Source organism: Ruegeria marina, from assembly GCF_900101475.1.
GTDB classification, from domain to species: domain Bacteria; phylum Pseudomonadota; class Alphaproteobacteria; order Rhodobacterales; family Rhodobacteraceae; genus Ruegeria_B; species Ruegeria_B marina.
In genome coordinates this window covers 69,082-86,461 of record NZ_FMZV01000009.1, presented here as the reverse complement: position 1 = coordinate 86,461, position 17,380 = coordinate 69,082, and the positions used below count along the sequence as shown (strand labels likewise).

Sequence of the window (17,380 nt, the reverse complement as noted above, 5' to 3'; positions counted from 1 at the left end):
GCGTTGAAAGGGGCCTTACATGATCAGACGTTTCGGCGAAACCCCGGAACCGGGCCGGAAATATGTCCGTCGGGTTGGCGCCTATGCGCTTTTGCCACGCGGCGATGCGCTATTGTTGACCTGTCAGGCCGAGCCGGGCCCCGACCTGCAATTGCCAGGCGGCGGGATCGATCCGGGCGAATCGCCGATCACCGCCCTGCACCGCGAGGTGTACGAAGAAACCGGTTGGCTGATCGCGGCACCGCGGCGGCTCGGAACCTTCCGGCGCTTCACCTACATGCCCGAATACGACCTCTGGGCGGAAAAGGTCTGTCTGATCTACTCCGCCCGTCCCGTCCGCCGCCTGGGACCGCCGACCGAAACAGGTCATACGGCGCTGTGGTTGCGCGCCGAAATGGCGGCTGAGGAACTCGGCAACGCCGGCGACCGGCATTTCGCCACCCTGCACCTGAAGCGGCTCAAGGACCGTTGAACTCGAAAAATGCGGCCGAAACGTCGTCTTCCAGCCCGAATTCAGGCGAAATGACCTGTGTCAGCCGCCAGAACAGGTCATCCAGAAACTCCTGCCCTGCCTGCCGCGGGTCGCAGTCGCGCACAAGCCGCAACAACCCCTCGGGTTCCAGCATGTCGCCGTTTTCGAGACGGCATTCGGTGAAACCATCGGAATAGAGCAGCAGCCGGTCGCCCGGATACAACTGCGCCTGGTACTGCGTATAGGGAATGTCCGGCAACAGACCGATCGGAACGCCACCGTCGCCGATGAATTCAGTGCTACCGTCCGCGCGTATCAACAGCGGATGCGGGTGGCCGGCCTGCACCATCCTCAAAAGCCCGCTGCGCAGGTCCATGATGACGTAGACCATGGTGAAGTATTCTTCGATCCCGGTATCGGCGATCAGGCGAGAGTTCAGCGTGCTGGCCACCTCCTGTGGCGGGCGCAGGGCATAGAACTTGCCGAACCTCTTTTCCATCGCGACGTTCTGATCGAAATATCGGCTCGACAGATAGCCGCCAAGCCGCGCGGTCATCATTGCCGAGGTGATACCATGACCGGACACGTCGATACTGTAGAACCCCAGCCGGTTGTCCCCGGGCGAGAACATGCCCACCAGGTCGCCACCGATATGTCCACAAGGTTTCAAGAGCAGGCTGACCCGCGAACGACCAAAGTCGCGGCTGAATTCCGGCACCAGGGATTCCTGTATCTTGCGGGCCTGGATCAGATCCTTGTCTATGGCATCATGAGCAACCTTGAGCTCGTCGAGCGCGCGGGCGATCATCTTGTTCTTGCTCGACAATTCCCGCTGCATGCCCAATATCCGCGCGCCCGCCGATATCCGCGCCCGCAGTTCGTCGGAATCGACCGGCTTGATCAGGAAATCGTCGGCACCCGCATCCAGGCCCTGCGCCACTTCGTTCTTTTCGCTCTTCGACGTCAGAAGGATGAAATAGCAATACTTGTCCGAATTCAGCTGTCTGAACGTGCGGCAGAAATCCAGCCCGGTCATTCCGGGCATGACCCAATCGCTGACAATCAGGTCCGGCATGTCCCTTGCGCAGATCTCCATCGCCTGCTCGCCGCTGTCGGCCTCGATCACTTCAAAGCCCCATTTCTTGAGCGAACTGGACAGAATCCTTCGCTGTAGTCGGCTATCGTCGACAACAAGAACCTTGCGGATCGCCCCCAGTTCCATCTCGGTCTGGGCCTCCATTTCTGTCGCCTGCAACACTTCCCCCGACCCCGAACGCACCTGGATTTCGACGAAAGGCAAATTAGGGACACGCCTCTTAACATCGGATGAAACGAATAATTCGATGAAACCAGCCGGGTTTCTTAACCCTGCGTTTACCGCCGATGTCCTAAGCAAGAGTAAAGGAGAGGCTTGATCGGAGGCACGTGATGATCAATTGGCCCCGCGTTGCACAGTTGAAAGACGAAGTTGGCACCGAGGATTTCGGTGAAGTGGTGCAACTGTTCCTTGAAGAAGTGGACGAAGTCATTGACCGTTTGCGGAACAACTCGGATCCGGCAAGCCTGGCGGGCGATCTGCACTTTCTCAAGGGCAGCGCGCTCAGCCTCGGGTTCGAGTCCTTCTCGGCCATGTGCCAGGACGGCGAAAGGATGGCTGCCGCCGGACAGGCTTCCGAAGTGGACCTGGGAGCGATCATCCGAAATTTCGAACAATCGCGCGACACGTTCCAGGCGGACCTGGCGCAGGTGTGACCGCGATCAGATCACGAATTGCGCCAATGTCTCGTTGCGGGTGATGTCGGTATAGGTGAACCCCGCCTCGTCCAGACGAGCATAGAGCCGTTCGAAATTCTCGGGCTTGCTGGTCTCGATACCGATCAGGACCGATCCGAAGTTGCGCGCCGATTTCTTCATGTATTCGAACCGGGCGATATCGTCATCCGGGCCGAGGATGTTCAGAAACTCCTTCAGCGCGCCGGGTCGCTGCGGCAGACGCAGCAGGAAGTATTTCTTGACCCCTGAGTAGCGCTGGGCGCGTTCCTTGACCTCGGGCAGGCGTTCGAAGTCGAAATTGCCGCCCGAGGTGACACAGACCACCGTCTTGCCCCGGATGAAGCTTTGCACATCGGCCACCGCCTCGACCGAGAGCGCGCCGGCGGGTTCCAGCACGATACCCTCGACATTCAGCATCTCGATGATGGTGGTGCAAATCCGGTCCTCGGACATCACCAACACATCCGACATGTGCCGCGACTTCAGCAGCTCGAACGTCTTTTCCCCGATCCGGCCCACCGCCGCGCCATCGACGAAATTGTCCACATGATCGAGCGTCACAGGATGCCCCGCCGCCAGCGCCGCCCTCAGACACGCGCCGCCCTCGGGTTCGACAAAGATGCAATGGCTGCGGTCGCCGAACCAGGTGGCCACACCCGCCGACATGCCGCCGCCACCCACCGGCAGCACCACGTGATCGGGCACGCCGCCCAACTGCTCCTCGATCTCGACGGCAAGCGAAGCCTGCCCCTCGATCACGTCGGCATCGTCAAAGGGCGACAGGAAATGTCCGCCTTCCTGCGCGCACCAGGCCTGCGCCGCCGCCAGCGTCTGGTCGAAATAGTCGCCGGTCAGGTGGATCTCGACCTGATCGCCGCCGAACATCCGGGTTTTCTGGATCTTCTGCTGCGGCGTGGTCACCGGCATGAAGATCACGCCGCGCACGCCCATGTGCCGGCACATAAAGGCCACGCCCTGGGCATGGTTGCCGGCGCTGGCGCAGACAAACAACCCCTGCTCCGGCTGCTTGCGCATCGCGTTGAAGGCGCCGCGGATCTTGTAAGACCGCACCGGGCTCAGATCCTCGCGCTTGAGCCAGATATCGGCACCATAACGCGCCGACAGGTGGTCGTTGCGCTGCAACGGGGTGGCGGGAAAGACATCGCGCATCGCCTGTTCGGCGGCGCGGGCACGGGACATGAAATCGGTCATGTCCGCCTGACTGCCGCAACCCCGCGCCCGAGGCAAGGAATACATTGGTGTGCCGCGATCGGCCCTCCGATTTCGTCGCACATCCGACGCCGCAACTTGCCCCCAACCGCAAAACCCGCTAGGCCGCTTGCGTCATGCGTTTAAGGGGAATTCCGATGTCCGCGCCCAAGAAAGTTGTCCTGGCCTATTCCGGTGGCCTCGATACCTCGATCATCCTGAAATGGTTGCAGACCGAATATGGCTGCGAGGTTGTCACCTTTACCGCCGATCTCGGCCAGGGAGAGGAACTGGAACCCGCCCGCAAGAAGGCCGAACTGCTGGGTATCAAGCCCGAGAACATCTATATCGAGGACGTGCGCGAGGAATTCGTCCGCGACTTCGTCTTCCCGATGTTCCGCGCCAACGCGGTGTACGAAGGGCTGTATCTGCTGGGCACTTCGATCGCGCGGCCGCTGATTTCCAAGCGTCTGGTCGAGATCGCCGCCGAAACCGGCGCCGATGCGGTGGCCCATGGCGCCACCGGCAAGGGCAACGACCAGGTGCGGTTCGAACTTTCCGCCTATGCGCTGAACCCCGAGATCAAGGTGATCGCGCCCTGGCGCCTGTGGGACCTGACCAGCCGCACCCGCCTGTTGCAATTCGCAGAACAGAACCAGATCCCGATCGCCAAGGACAAGCGCGGCGAGGCGCCGTTCTCGGTCGATGCGAACCTGCTGCACACCTCGTCCGAGGGCAAGGTGCTGGAGGATCCGGGCGTCGAGGCGCCCGATTACGTCGCACAGCGCATCGTGGCGGTAGAAGACGCCCCCAATACGCCCGAGTTCGTCGAAATTACCTTTGAAAAGGGCGACGCGGTGGCAATCAACGGCGAGGCGATGTCGCCCGCGACCATCCTGACCAAGCTCAACGAGTTGGGCGGCAAGCATGGCATCGGCCTCCTGGACTTCGTCGAAAACCGTTTTGTCGGGATGAAATCGCGCGGCGTCTACGAAACCCCCGGCGGCACCATCCTGCTCGAGGCGCATCGCGGCATCGAACAGATCACGCTGGACAGTGGCGCGGGTCACCTGAAGGATTCGATCATGCCGCGCTATGCCGAGCTGATCTATAACGGTTTCTGGTTCAGCCCCGAGCGCGAGATGCTGCAAGCCCTGATCGACAAGAGCCAGGAGCATGTCACCGGCACTGTCCGGCTCAAGCTCTACAAAGGGTCGGCGCGCACCGTCGCCCGTTGGTCGGATCACTCGCTCTATTCCGAAAAGCACGTGACGTTCGAAGAGGACGCGGGCGCCTATGACCAGCAGGATGCCAAGGGTTTCATCCAGCTGAACGCGCTGCGGCTGAAACTGATCGCCACCCGCAACCGCCGCGTTGCGGACAAGTGAGCGGCGAAGACGACTTTGACGAAGACGACGAACTGGAGATGTTCGTCGAGGCGCAGGACACCGTTTGGCCGGATGTCCTGCGCGAACTGACATTGGGACAAAAGACGAGCCACTGGATGTGGTTCGTCTTTCCGCAACTGGCCGAACTGGGCCGGTCGCATATGGCGCAGCTTTACGGGATCGGGGATCTGGAAGAGGCTGCTGCCTATCTGGCCCATCCCGAACTGCGCCGTCGTCTGGTCGAGGTCAGCCGCCTGATGCTCGGCCACGTCGGTAAACGGCCCGAGGATATCCTGGGCGGGATCGACGCGAAGAAACTGCGCTCGTCGATGACCCTGTTTGCCGCCGTGCCGGATGCGCCCGAGGAGTTTCGCGCGATTCTGGAGGCGTTTTACGACGGGTCGCCCTGTCCCCTGACCCAACGCGCGATGGGCGGCTGACCCTGCCCCTTGGTCAGGCTTGCTAAGCGCGGGCCTTGACCCTACCGCTTGGGCCAGAAACGAGGGGTGCGGGACATGCTTCAGGACATCGCCGACAGGATGCAGGCCGGGCTGGCGGGCAAGAGCTTTCACGGATCGCTGAAATTCGACTGCGGCCCGGATGGCGTGATCGTCCTGGCCGACAACACCGCCAGCACCCGGGACCGCGACACCGATTGCACCATCCGGCTGAGTCAGGACAATCTGGTAAAGCTGCTGACCGGCAAGCTGAACCCGATGACCGGGGTGATGATGGGCAAGCTCAAGATCAGCGGCAACATGGCGGTAGCGATGAAGCTGGGGCAGCTGCTGGGGTAGAACCGCCTCAGAGCTTCTCCGCACGCATCCGCTCGTAATAGGGCAGCGCCGCATCCAGCACCGGCTGCAACGCCTCCGGCACCTCGGGCAGGTCGCCTTCGGGACCGGCAAACCCGATCGAATTCCACACCGAACCGTACCAGTGCCGCGCCCAGACGCCATCGTCCTTGTGGCCGCCTTTTGGCCAGCTGAGCATATGCGGCGACCAGGGCACGCCGATCCGGTCGCAAAGCCGTTCCAGCATGCGCGCCGGATCCTCGCGAATGTCATGGCTGTCGATCACCACCGGATCGCCGCCCCAACCTGCGACTTCTTCGAACAACTCGGCCTGCTGTCGAAAGCCGATATCCTCGAGCGTCGGGTTTTCACGCTTTTCGACATAGCTGGCGATCACCCGAGCGGGATGGCGGATCAGGAACACGTTGCGTGCCGCCCGCATCCAGTCGCGCGGGATGCCGGGGATCATGTGCTGGGTCATGTGTTTCTGGTACCAGAACGGCCGCGCGCCGGGGTTGGGGCCCACCAGCATCGCGGCCACGCTGTCCGGGTCCTGCGACTGCGCGGCCAGAACCTCTTCGCGCATCGGGTGGTCCAGCCCGGTCATCGCCAGATAGGCCGCATAGAACGGCTCGTCGATCACCGCGCAATCGGTCCGGGCGCCAAAGGCGTACATCATCGCCGTCGACAGGTTGCGCGGTCCCGACCACATGGCGATTTTCATTCCGGCCCCCTTTCACGTGCGCAGTCGCGCGCAAGCTATCGGTCTCGCCATCCGGTTCCAAGGGGTAAACGCCGGATCAACAGAGCGTGACAATCCATGTCGGCGGCTTGCCGTCAGGACAGGATCGCGGCAGCCTATGGATTCAAGTCAGAGGAGGTTCGAAATGTTCCCGATCCAGACGCTCAAACTCTTCATCCTTGTCGCCGCCATGGCACTGGCCTTTGTCCTTCGGCCATCCCAGGTGCAGGCCGCCGGCCCCGAAACCCTGACCGTTGCGGGCGGCTGTTTCTGGTGCGTCGAGGCCGATTTCGAACAAGTGCCCGGCGTTCTGGGCGCGGTTTCCGGCTATACCGGGGGCAAGACCAAGGATCCGACCTACAAACAGGTTACGGGCGGCGGCACCGGTCATTACGAGGCGGTCCAGATCACCTTTGATCCCGCGAAGGTGTCGCGCGAACGCCTGCTCTATCTTTTCTTTCGCTCGATCGACCCAACCGATGCGGGCGGCCAGTTCTGCGACCGGGGCGACAGCTATCGCACCGCGATTTTTGTCTCTGACAAGGAAGAATCCGCGCTTGCGGCTCAGGCGAAAGCCCAGGCTCAGGCAGAACTGGGGCAACCGATCGTGACCCCGATCCTGAACGCCGAAACATTCTATCCGGCCGAAGAGTTTCACCAGGACTATTACAAGGGCGGCAGACTGGTCTTCACCCGTTTCGGGCCGGTGCCCCAGAAAAAGGCCTATAAGCTCTATCGCAAGGGCTGCGACCGGGATGAACGAGTGAAACAGCTTTGGGGCGATGCGGCGCCGTTCACGGACGGCTAGAATCGCGCTTCCAGCACGTCCTTGAGGTCGGGGATGACGTCGGCCGTGCCGTGGCGCATCACCATCAGCGCCGCGGCGCGCATCGCCTGGGCAATCGCCTGCGGCATCGGCAGGCCCCGGTCCATCCCCGACAGGACATAACCGGTAAAGGTATCGCCCGCCCCCGTGGTATCGACCGCCTTCACCTTGTGGGCCGGATATTCTGCCGAATTCCCCTGTTTAGTGTCGAAATGGCGTGCGCCTTTCGACCCCAGGGTCACGATGACATGGCGCACCGGCAACTGCTCGGGCGACAGGCCGGTCGCCTGTTGCAACTGCTCGGCTTCGACCGCATTCAGGATCAGGAAATCGAGCCAGGGCAGCACCGCGCGCACCGTCTGCGCATCAAAGGGCGCGGCCGCATAGCAGACGGTCAGACCCCGTTCCCGGCCCAAACGCGCGGCCTCTACCTGGGCGCTGGTTTCGTTCTGCATCACCAGCAGGTCACCGGGTGCGGTATCCGTCAGCACCTGCGCCACCCGGTCGGGTGAAATCGCCCGGTTGGCGCCGGGCAAAAGGATGATCTGGTTCTCGCCCCCCGGTTCCACCGCGATGATGGCATGACCGGTCGGCGCATCAAGCGTCGCGATATGGCGGGTATCGACGCCATATTCGGTCAGCCGGTCGATGGCCCAGCTCCCGTCCGGCCCCACGGCGCCGATATGGCGCACATACGATCCGGCACGGGCGGCGGCCACCGACATGTTGGCGCCCTTGCCGCCCAGAAACCGCTCCATCCCGGATGCGGCCAGCGTCTCGCCCGGCCCGGGCAGATGCGGCACGGCATAGACCATGTCCGCATTGATCGAGCCGAGGTTCCAGATCGCCATGACCTAGCCGATCTCGGCCGAGGCCAGCACCGCCATGTTCAGGATGTCATTGGCGGTGGATACGGTCGAACAGATCTGGATTGGCTTATCGACGCCGGTCAGGATCGGGCCGATCACCGTTGCCCCCGCCATTTCCTGCATCAGCTTGGTCGAGATCGAGGCCGAGTGCCGCGCCGGCACGATCAGGATATTCGCCGGACCGGTCAGGCGCGAGAAAGGATATGCCTCTTTCGAACGCGGGTTCAGCGCCACGTCGACGGTCATCTCACCCTCGAATTCGAAACTGACCCCGCGTTTTTCCAGGACCTTCGGCGCCAGCGTCAGCTTTTCGGTACGTTCCGACAGCGGATAACCGAAGGTCGAGAAGCTGACAAAGGCCACGCGCGGCTCCAGCCCCATGTGGCGGGCGACATCGGCGGCGCGTTCGGCGATGGTGGCCAGGTCGTGTTCATTCGGCCATTCATGCACCAGCGTATCGCCGATCAGCACGATCTTGCCCTTGTGCAACAAGGCAGTGATCCCCGCCGCGCCATGCGCCGCATCAGCGTCGAACACGTGGTTGATCTGATCCAGAACGTGTGCCGACTTCCGGGTTGCCCCGGTCACCAGCCCGTCGCCATGCCCATGCGCCAGCATCAGCGCCGAGAACACGTGCCGGTCGCGCGCAGCCAGCCGGTGCACGTCCTTCTGGTCGACACCCTTGCGCTGAAGCCTGCGGTACAGGAACTCCTTGTAGGTCTCCAGATGCGTGGTATTGGCGGCATTGACCACCTCGATCTCGCGCACCGCATCCTCCAGACCGGCGGCTTCGAGCTTGTTTCTAACGTCTTCCTGCCGGCCCACCACCAGCGCCTTGCCATACCCCGAGCGCTGGTACATCACCGCCGCGCGCAGCACGCGCGGATCGTCGCCCTCGGCAAAGATCATCCGGCTCTGCGCCTTGCGGGCGCGGGCGTTGATGCCGCGCAGAATGCTGGCGGTCGGATCCATCCGCGATTTAAGGCCCAGTTCGTAGGCGTCCATGTCGATGATCGGACGCCGCGCCGCGCCGGTATCCATGCCTGCGCGCGCCACGGCGGGGGGAATGCGGTGGATCAGGCGCGGGTCGAACGGGGTCGGGATGATGTAATCCCGGCCAAAGGTCAGGCTCTTGCCATAGGCCATGGCAACCTCGTCGGGCACATCCTCTCGCGCCAAGGCGGCCAGCGCATGGGCGCAGGCGATCTTCATCTCGTCATTGATGGCGCGGGCGTGAATGTCCAGCGCCCCGCGGAACAGATAGGGAAAGCCCAGGACGTTGTTGACCTGGTTGGGATAGTCACTGCGCCCGGTGGCGACGATAGCGTCTGGGCGCACCTCGTGCGCCTCTTCGGGCGTGATCTCGGGGTTGGGGTTGGCCATGGCAAAGATGACCGGGTTGTCGGCCATGCTCTGCACCATCTCCTGCGTCACCGCACCCTTGACGCTGACCCCCAGGAACACGTCGGCGCCCTTCATCGCCTCTTCGAGGCTGCGCAACTCGGTCTTGACCGCATGGGCCGATTTCCACTGGTTCATACCCTCGGTGCGGCCCTGGTAAATCACGCCCTTGGTGTCGCAGACGATGCAGTTCTCGTGCCGCGCGCCCATGGTCTTGAGCAGTTCGATACAGGCGATGCCCGCCGCGCCCGCTCCGTTGAGGACGATCCTGACATCCTCGATTTTCTTGCCCGAGATATGCAGCGCGTTGATAAGCCCCGCCGCGCAGATCACCGCCGTGCCGTGCTGGTCGTCGTGAAAGACCGGAATGTCCATCTCTTCCTTGAGCCGCTGCTCGATGATGAAACACTCCGGCGCCTTGATATCCTCAAGGTTGATGCCGCCGAATGTCGGCCCCATCAGCCGCACGGCGCGGCAGAATTCGTCCGGGTCCTCGGTATCCAGTTCGATATCGATCGAGTTAACATCGGCAAAGCGCTTGAACAGCACCGCCTTGCCCTCCATCACCGGCTTACCGCCCAACGCGCCCAGGTTGCCAAGGCCCAGAACCGCCGTCCCGTTCGAGATCACCGCCACCAGGTTGCCCTTGTTAGTATAGTCATAGGCCAGACCGGGATCGGCCGCGATCGCCTCGCAGGGGACCGCCACGCCGGGGGAATAGGCAAGCGACAGATCGCGCTGCGTCGTCATGGGAACGGTTGCCTGCACCTCCCATTTGCCGGGGGTGGGTTCCAGGTGAAAGGCAAGCGCCTCTTCGTTGGTGATCTTCGCTTTGGGCATGGGATGGGTCGTTTCTCTGCTAGTGCGGGCTTTGGTTTCTTAGCGCAGCCTATCGCGCGCCTCAATGACAATGCGTTTTCGCCTTTAACCGAACAGGGCGGATTTGTAAGGTCTCGGCCAATACCGGGGGAGACGTCAGCCTTGACCACAGTCACGCCGATGATGGCGCAATATCTCGACATCAAACAGGCCCATGCCGACGCCCTGCTGTTCTACCGGATGGGCGATTTCTACGAGATGTTCTTTGACGATGCAGTGGCCGCGGCCGAGGCGCTGGATATCGCACTGACCAAGCGCGGCAAGCACGAGGGCGAGGATATCCCGATGTGCGGCGTTCCGGTGCACGCGGCCGAAGGGTATCTGCTGACCCTGATCCGCAAGGGATTCCGGGTTGCTGTCTGCGAACAGATGGAAAGCCCGGCCGAAGCGAAAAAGCGCGGCTCGAAATCCGTGGTCCGGCGCGATGTAGTACGCTTGGTCACTCCCGGCACCCTGACCGAGGACGCGCTGCTCGAGGCACGCCGCCATAACTTCCTCGTAGCCTATGCGGTGGTCCGCAGCGGTGCGGCGCTGGCCTGGGCCGATATCTCGACCGGCGCGTTTCACGTGATGCCGGTGTCCCGCGAACGGCTCAGCCCGGAACTGGCGCGGCTTGCACCGTCGGAACTGTTGGTGGTCGACGAACCGGTGTTCCAGCAACTGCGCCCGCTGGCCGACGACCACCGCATCCCGCTGACGCCGCTGGGCAAGGCCAGTTTCGACAGCATGGCCGCCGAAAAACGCCTGTGCGAACTGTACAAGGTTGGATCGCTCGAGGGGTTCGGCAATTTCAGCCGCGCCGAGCTTTCGGCCATGGGCGCGCTGATCGACTACCTGGAGATCACCCAGAAAGGCAAACTGCCGCTGCTGCAACCGCCCCTTCAGGACGCCGAGGACCGGTTGATGCAGATCGACGCCGCCACCCGGCGGAACCTGGAGCTCACCCGATCGCTGTCGGGCGAGCGTTTCGGGTCGCTCCTGTCGGTGATCGACCGCACGGTCACCCCCGGCGGGGCGCGGCTGCTGGAGCAACGTATCGCCAGCCCATCGCGCAATCTCGATGTGATCCATGGCCGACTCGCCGCGATCGATTTCAGCATCGAGAACGCGTCACTGGCCGGCGAACTGCGCGCAGCCCTGCGCAAGGCGCCCGATCTCGACCGCGCGCTGTCGCGCCTCGCGCTCGACCGGGGTGGCCCACGCGATCTGGCCGCGATCCGAAATGGCCTGGTCCAGGCCGCAGCGATTGCCGATCTCTGCGACGGGCTCGATCTGCCCACCCTGGTCGCGACCGCCACCGCCGACCTGCGCGGGTTCGACGATCTTCTCTCCCTGCTGGATGCGGCTCTGGTGGCGGAACCGCCGCTCCTGACCCGTGACGGCGGTTTCATAGCAGCGGGCTACGACCCCGAACTCGACGACGCGCGCGAGTTACGGGACAAGGGCCGGGGCGTCATCGCCGGGTTCCAGCAGAAATACATCGACCACACCGGCATCGCCTCGCTCAAGATCAAGCACAATAACGTGCTGGGCTATTTCATCGAAACCACCGCCACCCACGCGGCCAGGATGCTGAACCCGCCGCTGAGCGAGACCTATATCCACCGTCAGACCACCGCCAACCAGGTCCGCTTCACCACCGTGGAACTGAGCGAACTGGAAACCCGCATCCTGAACGCCGGAAATCTGGCGCTGGATATCGAAAAGCGGCTCTATTCCAGCCTTTCCGGCGCGGTTTTGAATCAGGCGGCCCGACTCAACCTGGCTGCGCGCGGGCTGGCCGAGCTGGATCTCGCCACCGCGCTGTCAGATCTCGCACGCGGCGAGAACTGGTGTCGGCCCACGGTCGACCAATCCCGCAGCTTCCTGATCGAAGGCGGGCGTCACCCGGTCGTGGAGCACGCGTTGCGCCGGCAGGGGGGCGACCCCTTCGTAGCCAACGATTGCGATCTCTCGGCGGAAAAAGGCGCCGCCATCCGTCTGCTGACCGGTCCGAACATGGCCGGCAAATCGACCTATTTGCGGCAGAATGCCCTGATCGCGCTGCTCGCCCAGATGGGCAGCTATGTGCCCGCCGACCGCGCCCATATCGGCGTTGTCAGCCAGCTGTTCAGCCGAGTCGGCGCCTCCGACGACCTGGCGCGCGGGCGCTCGACCTTCATGGTCGAAATGGTGGAAACCGCCGCCATCCTCAATCAGGCGGACGAGCGCGCGATGGTCATCCTCGACGAGATCGGCCGCGGCACCGCCACCTATGACGGGCTGTCCATCGCCTGGGCAACGCTGGAACACCTGCATGCCGCCAATCGTTGCCGCGCCCTCTTTGCCACTCATTACCATGAACTCACCGCGCTCGCCGGCACGCTCGACGGAGTCGAAAACGCCACGGTCGCCGTGCGGGAGTGGGAAGGCGAAGTAATCTTCCTGCATGAGGTGCGCAAGGGCGCCGCCGACCGCTCCTATGGTGTGCAGGTGGCGCAACTTGCCGGCCTGCCGCCTTCCGTCGTGGCGCGCGCGCGCGCAGTTCTGGACCAGCTCGAAAAATCCGAACGCGAAGGCGGCAAACAAAAAGCGCTGATCGACGACCTGCCGCTGTTCTCCGCTGCGCCTCCGCCGCCCCCTGCGCCGAAAACCTCGGCCGCCGACACGATGCTCAAGGACATCCACCCCGACGAGCTTACGCCGCGCCAGGCGCTGGAAATGCTCTATAAACTGAAAGAGGCGGTCAGATCCTGACCGCCCCTTCATCTTTTCGACAAATACTCCTGCCGAAGGCTTGGCTTCGCCCTGGCGAAGCCAAATCACTTCGCCGGCATCGAGGAAACACCAACCTGCGCGGGTCGAAGCAGACGGTCGTGCAGCATGAAGCCTTCGGCGGAAACCTGGATGATGTCGCCCGCCTTGGTGCCCGGAACCGGCGCCTCGAACATCGCCTCGTGCATCTGCGGGTCAAACCGGTCACCGACCTGCGGCGTGATGATCCGGATGCCGTGTTTGGAAAACACGTCCAGCAACGCCCGCATCGTCAATTCGATCCCTTCGATCAACGCACCCGACACGGCCCGTTGCTCTTCGGTCATCGCTTCGAGCGCGCGCTTCATGTTGTCATAGACCGGCAGCATGTCGCGCGCCAGTTTCGACCCGCCATATTGCTCGGCCTCGCGCCGCGCCCGTTCCCCGCGCTTTCGGATGTTCTCGGCATCCGCCAGCGCGCGCATGAACTTGTCCTTCAACTCGTCCCGCTCGGCCCGCAGCGCGTCGACCTCGGCGTCCTCGCCGCTTATTTCCGCCATGTCCTCGGCATATTCCTCGGCCTCGGCGGTTGCTATATCGTCCAGGAAATCTTCGTTCTTAGGCTCTGCCATACTTCTACCTCTAACTCCGGTCGGAAATCAGCCGCCCGACCAGTTGTGCCGTGTAATCCACGATCGGCACGATCCGTCCATAATTCAGGCGCGTGGGTCCGATGACCCCGACCGCTCCGATGATCTTTCGGTCAGCGTTCATATAAGGAGACACCACCAAAGAGGAACCCGAAAGTGAGAAAAGTTTGTTCTCCGAGCCAATAAAAATGCGCACACCCTCGCCCTGTTCGGTCAATTCCAAGAATTCGGCGATGTCCCGCTTGCGTTCCAGGTCGTCGAACAACGTCCGGATCCGTTCCAATTCTTCTTCCTGACCGGCGCCGCCCAGCAGATTCGCCCGCCCCCTGACAATCAGCCGCGCCGAATCCGCGCCTTGCCCCTCCCAGACGGCAAGCCCGCTTTCGACCATCTCACGCGCCAGTCCGTCGATCTCCTGCTGACGTTCACGGATCTCGGTCTGCATCATCCGCCGCACGTCGCTCAGCGTCTTGCCTTCGATCAGCGCATTCAGGAAATTGGCCGCCTCGCGCATCGAACTGGGCGTCTGTCCCGGCGGCGGCGTGAACAGCCGGTTTTCCACGTGACCGTCGGAAAAGACCAAAACCACCAGCGCGCGGTCATGCCCCAGAGAGACGAACTCGATATGCTTGATCTCGGTTTCGTGCTTGGGTGTCAGCACCAGCGAGGCGCCCTGGCTGACACGGCTGAGCGCCGCACCGATCTTGTCCAGCGCACCCCCGACATCGCCGGCATTCCCGCCCAAGGTGGCGTCCAGCTTTTGCCGGTCATCCATATCAAGGTCGCCGATCTCCAGAAGCCCGTCCACGAACATCCTGAGACCCATCTGGGTCGGGATGCGCCCGGCGCTGACATGCGGGCTGTCCAGCAGGCCCAGATATTCGAGGTCCTGCATCACGTTGCGCACGGTGGCTGCACTGACCTTCTCGCTCAACGTGCGGGTCAAGGTCCGGCTGCCGACCGGCTCGCCGCTGTCGAGATAACTTTCGACGATCAGACGAAACACCTCGCGCGAGCGATCGTTCAGATCGTCCAGGATTTTGCGTGCGTCACTCATCTGTATTCCCTGACTGTCAGGTCATTAAATCCGCTGCCCTGAAAAGGTCAATCGGGCTTGCATCGCCGCCCCTGCGGGCGGTATCCCCTGCGCAACAGCAAAGGATGACCCATGCGACCCTCTGGACGAGATCTAAGCGAAATGCGCCCGGTTTCAATCGAGACCGCCTTCACAAAACATGCCGAAGGCTCATGCCTGATCAAGATGGGCGACACGCATGTCCTGTGCACCGCCACTATCGAGGACCGCGTACCCCCCTTCATCAAGGGCTCGGGCCTGGGTTGGGTCACCGCCGAATACGGCATGCTGCCGCGTGCCACCAACACCCGGATGCGGCGCGAGGCCGCCAGCGGCAAGCAAGGCGGCCGCACGGTCGAGATCCAGCGCCTGATCGGCCGCGCCCTGCGCGCGGGCGTTGACCGGGTAGCCCTGGGCGAACGCCAGATCACCGTCGACTGCGATGTGATTCAGGCCGATGGCGGCACCCGCTGCGCCTCGATCACCGGAGGCTGGGTGGCGCTGCGGCTGGCCGTGAACAAGCTGATGAAGGCGGGCGATGTCATCACCGACCCGCTGGTCGATCCGGTGGCCGCCGTGTCCTGTGGCATCTACGCCGGCCAGCCGGTGCTGGACCTCGATTACCCCGAGGACAGCGAGGCAGGCGTCGACGGCAATTTCATCATGACCGGATCAGGTAAACTGATCGAGGTGCAGATGAGCGCCGAAGGTTCCGTCTTTAACCGCGCGCAGCTCGACCAGCTTCTGGGCCTCGCCGAAAAGGGTGTGGGCGAACTGGTGGCCGCACAAAAGGCCGCCACCGCATGACCCGCAGGTTCGAAGGCGATACGCTGCTGATCGCGACCCACAACAAGGGCAAACTGGAAGAGATGGCGCATCTCCTCCAACCTTTTGGGGTCAAGGTCGTTGGCGCCGCCGAAATGAACCTGCCCGAGCCTGAAGAAACCGAGGACACCTTTGTCGGAAATGCCCGGATCAAGGCCCATGCCGCCACCCGTGCCACCGGCCTGCCGGCCCTGTCCGACGACAGCGGCATCACCATCGACGCGCTGGATGGCGCGCCGGGCGTCTTTACCGCAGACTGGGCCGAAACCGGCAACGGGCGTGATTTCATGATGGCCATGACCCGCGCCCACAACGAACTAGAGGCCAAAGAAGCCCCTCATCCCCGTCTGGCGCAATTCCGTTGCACGCTGGTGCTGGCCTGGCCCGATGGCCATGACGAAGTGTTCGAAGGCGTCGCCCCCGGTCACCTGGTCTGGCCCATCCGCGGTGCGGCCGGGTTCGGCTATGATCCTATGTTTGTACCCGATGGCTACGACCTGACCTTTGCCGAGATGGACCGCTGGGAAAAGAACAAGATCAGCCACCGCGCGCGGGCGGTGGAGAAATTCGTGAAGGGCTGTTTTGGCGGATGACTGGCAACATGGGGGCTTTGGCCTCTACGTGCATTGGCCCTTTTGCCAGGCCAAGTGCCCCTATTGCGACTTCAACAGCCACGTTGCCCTTGAAATCGACCAAAAAGCCTGGGTTAGAGCCTATGTCTCAGAGCTTGAACGCTATGCATCTGAACTTCCCGGAAGAGTTCTGAACACGATATTCTTTGGTGGCGGCACTCCGTCGCTGATGATGCCGGAAACGGTTGCGGCGGTGATCGAAACCGCCCGCCGCCTCTGGCCCACCTCCAATGACATGGAAATCACGCTCGAAGCCAATCCCGGTTCGGTCGAGGCCGGACGTTTTGCAGCCTATCGCGACGGCGGGGTCAATCGCATTTCGATGGGTGTACAAGCGCTGAATGAACGTGACCTGCAGCGGCTGGGCCGTATTCACACCGTCGCCGAGGCCCGCGCGGCATTCGACATTGCGCGGCGCTGTTTCGACCGGGTGAGTTTCGACCTGATCTATGCCCGGCAGGACCAGACGCCCGATGCCTGGCGCGCGGAGTTGAACGACGCACTGGCGATGGCCGTTGATCACCTCTCGCTCTATCAACTGACGATCGAGGACGGCACCGCTTTTGGCGACCGCTACGCGCGCGGCAAGCTGCGCGGCCTTCCAGCCGATGACGACGCCGCCGACATGTACCTGATCACGCAAGAGGTCTGCGCAGCACACGGCCTGCCTGCCTACGAGGTCTCGAACCATGCCCGGCCAGGAGCGGAGTCGCGGCACAACCTGATCTATTGGCGTTACGGCGATTACATCGGGATCGGCCCCGGCGCGCATGGGCGCGTTACGATTGACGGCAAAAGGTTTGCCACCGAAAGTCCGCTCAATCCCGGTGCCTGGCTGTCTGCGGTGACCAAGGGCTCCGGTGAATCGGTCAGAACAGCGCTTGATCTACAAGAACAGGCAGATGAATACCTGATGATGGGGATGCGAATACGCGAGGGTCTAGATATTGACCGCTGGCAAACCCTGTCGTCGCGTCCTTTGTCATCGCATCAAGTTTCTCACCTCGCCGATCTGGGCATGATCACGGTGGAAAACGGACGCCTGCGCGCCACATCCAAGGGGCGGGCCGTCCTGAATGCGGTCATCCTGGAATTGATGGCGGAGTAAGCCG

General features: G+C 62.8%; 17 protein-coding genes. 10 read left to right on the top strand and 7 right to left on the bottom strand.

The window, feature by feature from the left end; translation table 11 throughout:
• Positions 1 to 19: 19 nt before the first annotated feature.
• Positions 20 to 472 (top strand): NUDIX hydrolase, encoded by a 453-nt coding sequence (locus tag BLT75_RS13550; protein WP_093032477.1) that lies wholly within the window; start codon positions 20 to 22, stop codon positions 470 to 472.
• Here BLT75_RS13550 and BLT75_RS13545 read toward each other — a convergent pair.
• Complete coding sequence (locus BLT75_RS13545) at positions 459 to 1,712, bottom strand: PP2C family protein-serine/threonine phosphatase (RefSeq protein ID WP_093032847.1); 1,254 nt, start codon at positions 1,710 to 1,712, stop codon at positions 459 to 461. The two genes, BLT75_RS13550 and BLT75_RS13545, sit on opposite strands and share 14 nt — an antisense overlap.
• Before the next feature lie 188 nt (positions 1,713 to 1,900).
• Between BLT75_RS13545 and BLT75_RS13540 the strand changes: the two genes are divergently transcribed.
• Positions 1,901 to 2,224: an Hpt domain-containing protein gene (locus tag BLT75_RS13540; protein WP_093032476.1), complete on the top strand. Its 324-nt coding sequence runs from the start codon at positions 1,901 to 1,903 to the stop codon at positions 2,222 to 2,224.
• Positions 2,225 to 2,230: 6 nt separating this feature from the next.
• Here the strand turns inward: BLT75_RS13540 and ilvA are convergent, their stop codons facing one another.
• Positions 2,231 to 3,457 (bottom strand): threonine ammonia-lyase IlvA, encoded by a 1,227-nt coding sequence (ilvA, locus tag BLT75_RS13535; RefSeq protein WP_093032475.1) that lies wholly within the window; start codon positions 3,455 to 3,457, stop codon positions 2,231 to 2,233.
• A 155-nt stretch (positions 3,458 to 3,612) separates the two neighbouring features.
• On the opposite strand from ilvA, the gene BLT75_RS13530 reads away from it, so the two are divergent.
• The 3 genes from BLT75_RS13530 (at position 3,613) to BLT75_RS13520 (ending at position 5,639) form a co-directional block, all read left to right on the top strand.
• Positions 3,613 to 4,842 carry an argininosuccinate synthase gene (locus tag BLT75_RS13530; protein WP_093032474.1) on the top strand — a complete coding sequence of 410 codons (1,230 nt, stop codon included), beginning with the start codon at positions 3,613 to 3,615 and terminating at the stop codon, positions 4,840 to 4,842.
• Complete coding sequence (locus BLT75_RS13525; protein ID WP_245706527.1) at positions 4,839 to 5,282, top strand: DUF1810 domain-containing protein; 444 nt, start codon at positions 4,839 to 4,841, stop codon at positions 5,280 to 5,282. Before BLT75_RS13530 ends, BLT75_RS13525 begins: the two co-directional genes overlap by 4 nt.
• A gap of 75 nt (positions 5,283 to 5,357) precedes the next feature.
• A complete protein-coding gene (locus tag BLT75_RS13520) occupies positions 5,358 to 5,639 on the top strand; it encodes an SCP2 sterol-binding domain-containing protein (protein ID WP_093032473.1) in 282 nt (93 codons plus the stop codon).
• 7 nt (positions 5,640 to 5,646) lie between these two features.
• On the opposite strand, the gene BLT75_RS13515 is transcribed toward BLT75_RS13520, so the two are convergent.
• Positions 5,647 to 6,360: a sulfotransferase-like domain-containing protein gene (locus tag BLT75_RS13515; RefSeq protein ID WP_093032472.1), complete on the bottom strand. Its 714-nt coding sequence runs from the start codon at positions 6,358 to 6,360 to the stop codon at positions 5,647 to 5,649.
• A gap of 208 nt (positions 6,361 to 6,568) precedes the next feature.
• Between BLT75_RS13515 and msrA the strand changes: the two genes are divergently transcribed.
• On the top strand, positions 6,569 to 7,186 hold the full coding sequence (gene msrA, locus BLT75_RS13510) for a peptide-methionine (S)-S-oxide reductase MsrA (protein WP_245706530.1): 618 nt from the start codon (positions 6,569 to 6,571) through the stop codon (positions 7,184 to 7,186).
• Here the strand turns inward: msrA and BLT75_RS13505 are convergent.
• Together BLT75_RS13505 and BLT75_RS13500 are read right to left on the bottom strand one after the other, a co-directional pair.
• Positions 7,183 to 8,055 carry a ribokinase gene (locus BLT75_RS13505; RefSeq protein WP_093032455.1) on the bottom strand — a complete coding sequence of 291 codons (873 nt, stop codon included), beginning with the start codon at positions 8,053 to 8,055 and terminating at the stop codon, positions 7,183 to 7,185. The two genes, msrA and BLT75_RS13505, sit on opposite strands and share 4 nt — an antisense overlap.
• A gap of 3 nt (positions 8,056 to 8,058) precedes the next feature.
• Complete coding sequence (locus BLT75_RS13500) at positions 8,059 to 10,314, bottom strand: NADP-dependent malic enzyme (RefSeq protein ID WP_093032453.1); 2,256 nt, start codon at positions 10,312 to 10,314, stop codon at positions 8,059 to 8,061.
• Between the two features lie 159 nt (positions 10,315 to 10,473).
• On the opposite strand from BLT75_RS13500, the gene mutS reads away from it, so the two are divergent.
• Positions 10,474 to 13,089 (top strand): DNA mismatch repair protein MutS, encoded by a 2,616-nt coding sequence (mutS, locus tag BLT75_RS13495; protein ID WP_176828025.1) that lies wholly within the window; start codon positions 10,474 to 10,476, stop codon positions 13,087 to 13,089.
• Positions 13,090 to 13,154: 65 nt separating this feature from the next.
• Here the strand turns inward: mutS and BLT75_RS13490 are convergent, their stop codons facing one another.
• Positions 13,155 to 13,718 (bottom strand): nucleotide exchange factor GrpE, encoded by a 564-nt coding sequence (locus tag BLT75_RS13490; protein ID WP_093032449.1) that lies wholly within the window; start codon positions 13,716 to 13,718, stop codon positions 13,155 to 13,157.
• A 10-nt stretch (positions 13,719 to 13,728) separates the two neighbouring features.
• Entirely contained in the window at positions 13,729 to 14,793 is a 1,065-nt protein-coding gene (gene hrcA / locus BLT75_RS13485) for a heat-inducible transcriptional repressor HrcA (protein WP_093032447.1), read from the bottom strand.
• Between the two features lie 111 nt (positions 14,794 to 14,904).
• Between hrcA and rph the strand changes: the two genes are divergently transcribed.
• Genes rph through hemW form a run of 3 tightly spaced genes read left to right on the top strand, consistent with a single transcriptional unit; the run spans position 14,905 to position 17,376 of the window.
• Entirely contained in the window at positions 14,905 to 15,618 is a 714-nt protein-coding gene (rph, locus tag BLT75_RS13480; protein WP_093032436.1) for a ribonuclease PH, read from the top strand.
• Positions 15,615 to 16,229, top strand: a complete 615-nt coding sequence (rdgB, locus tag BLT75_RS13475) for an RdgB/HAM1 family non-canonical purine NTP pyrophosphatase (protein WP_093032433.1) — start codon at positions 15,615 to 15,617, stop codon at positions 16,227 to 16,229. Before rph ends, rdgB begins: the two co-directional genes overlap by 4 nt.
• Positions 16,219 to 17,376 carry a radical SAM family heme chaperone HemW gene (gene hemW / locus BLT75_RS13470; protein WP_093032430.1) on the top strand — a complete coding sequence of 386 codons (1,158 nt, stop codon included), beginning with the start codon at positions 16,219 to 16,221 and terminating at the stop codon, positions 17,374 to 17,376. Before rdgB ends, hemW begins: the two co-directional genes overlap by 11 nt.
• The last annotated feature ends 4 nt before the right edge of the window (positions 17,377 to 17,380 follow it).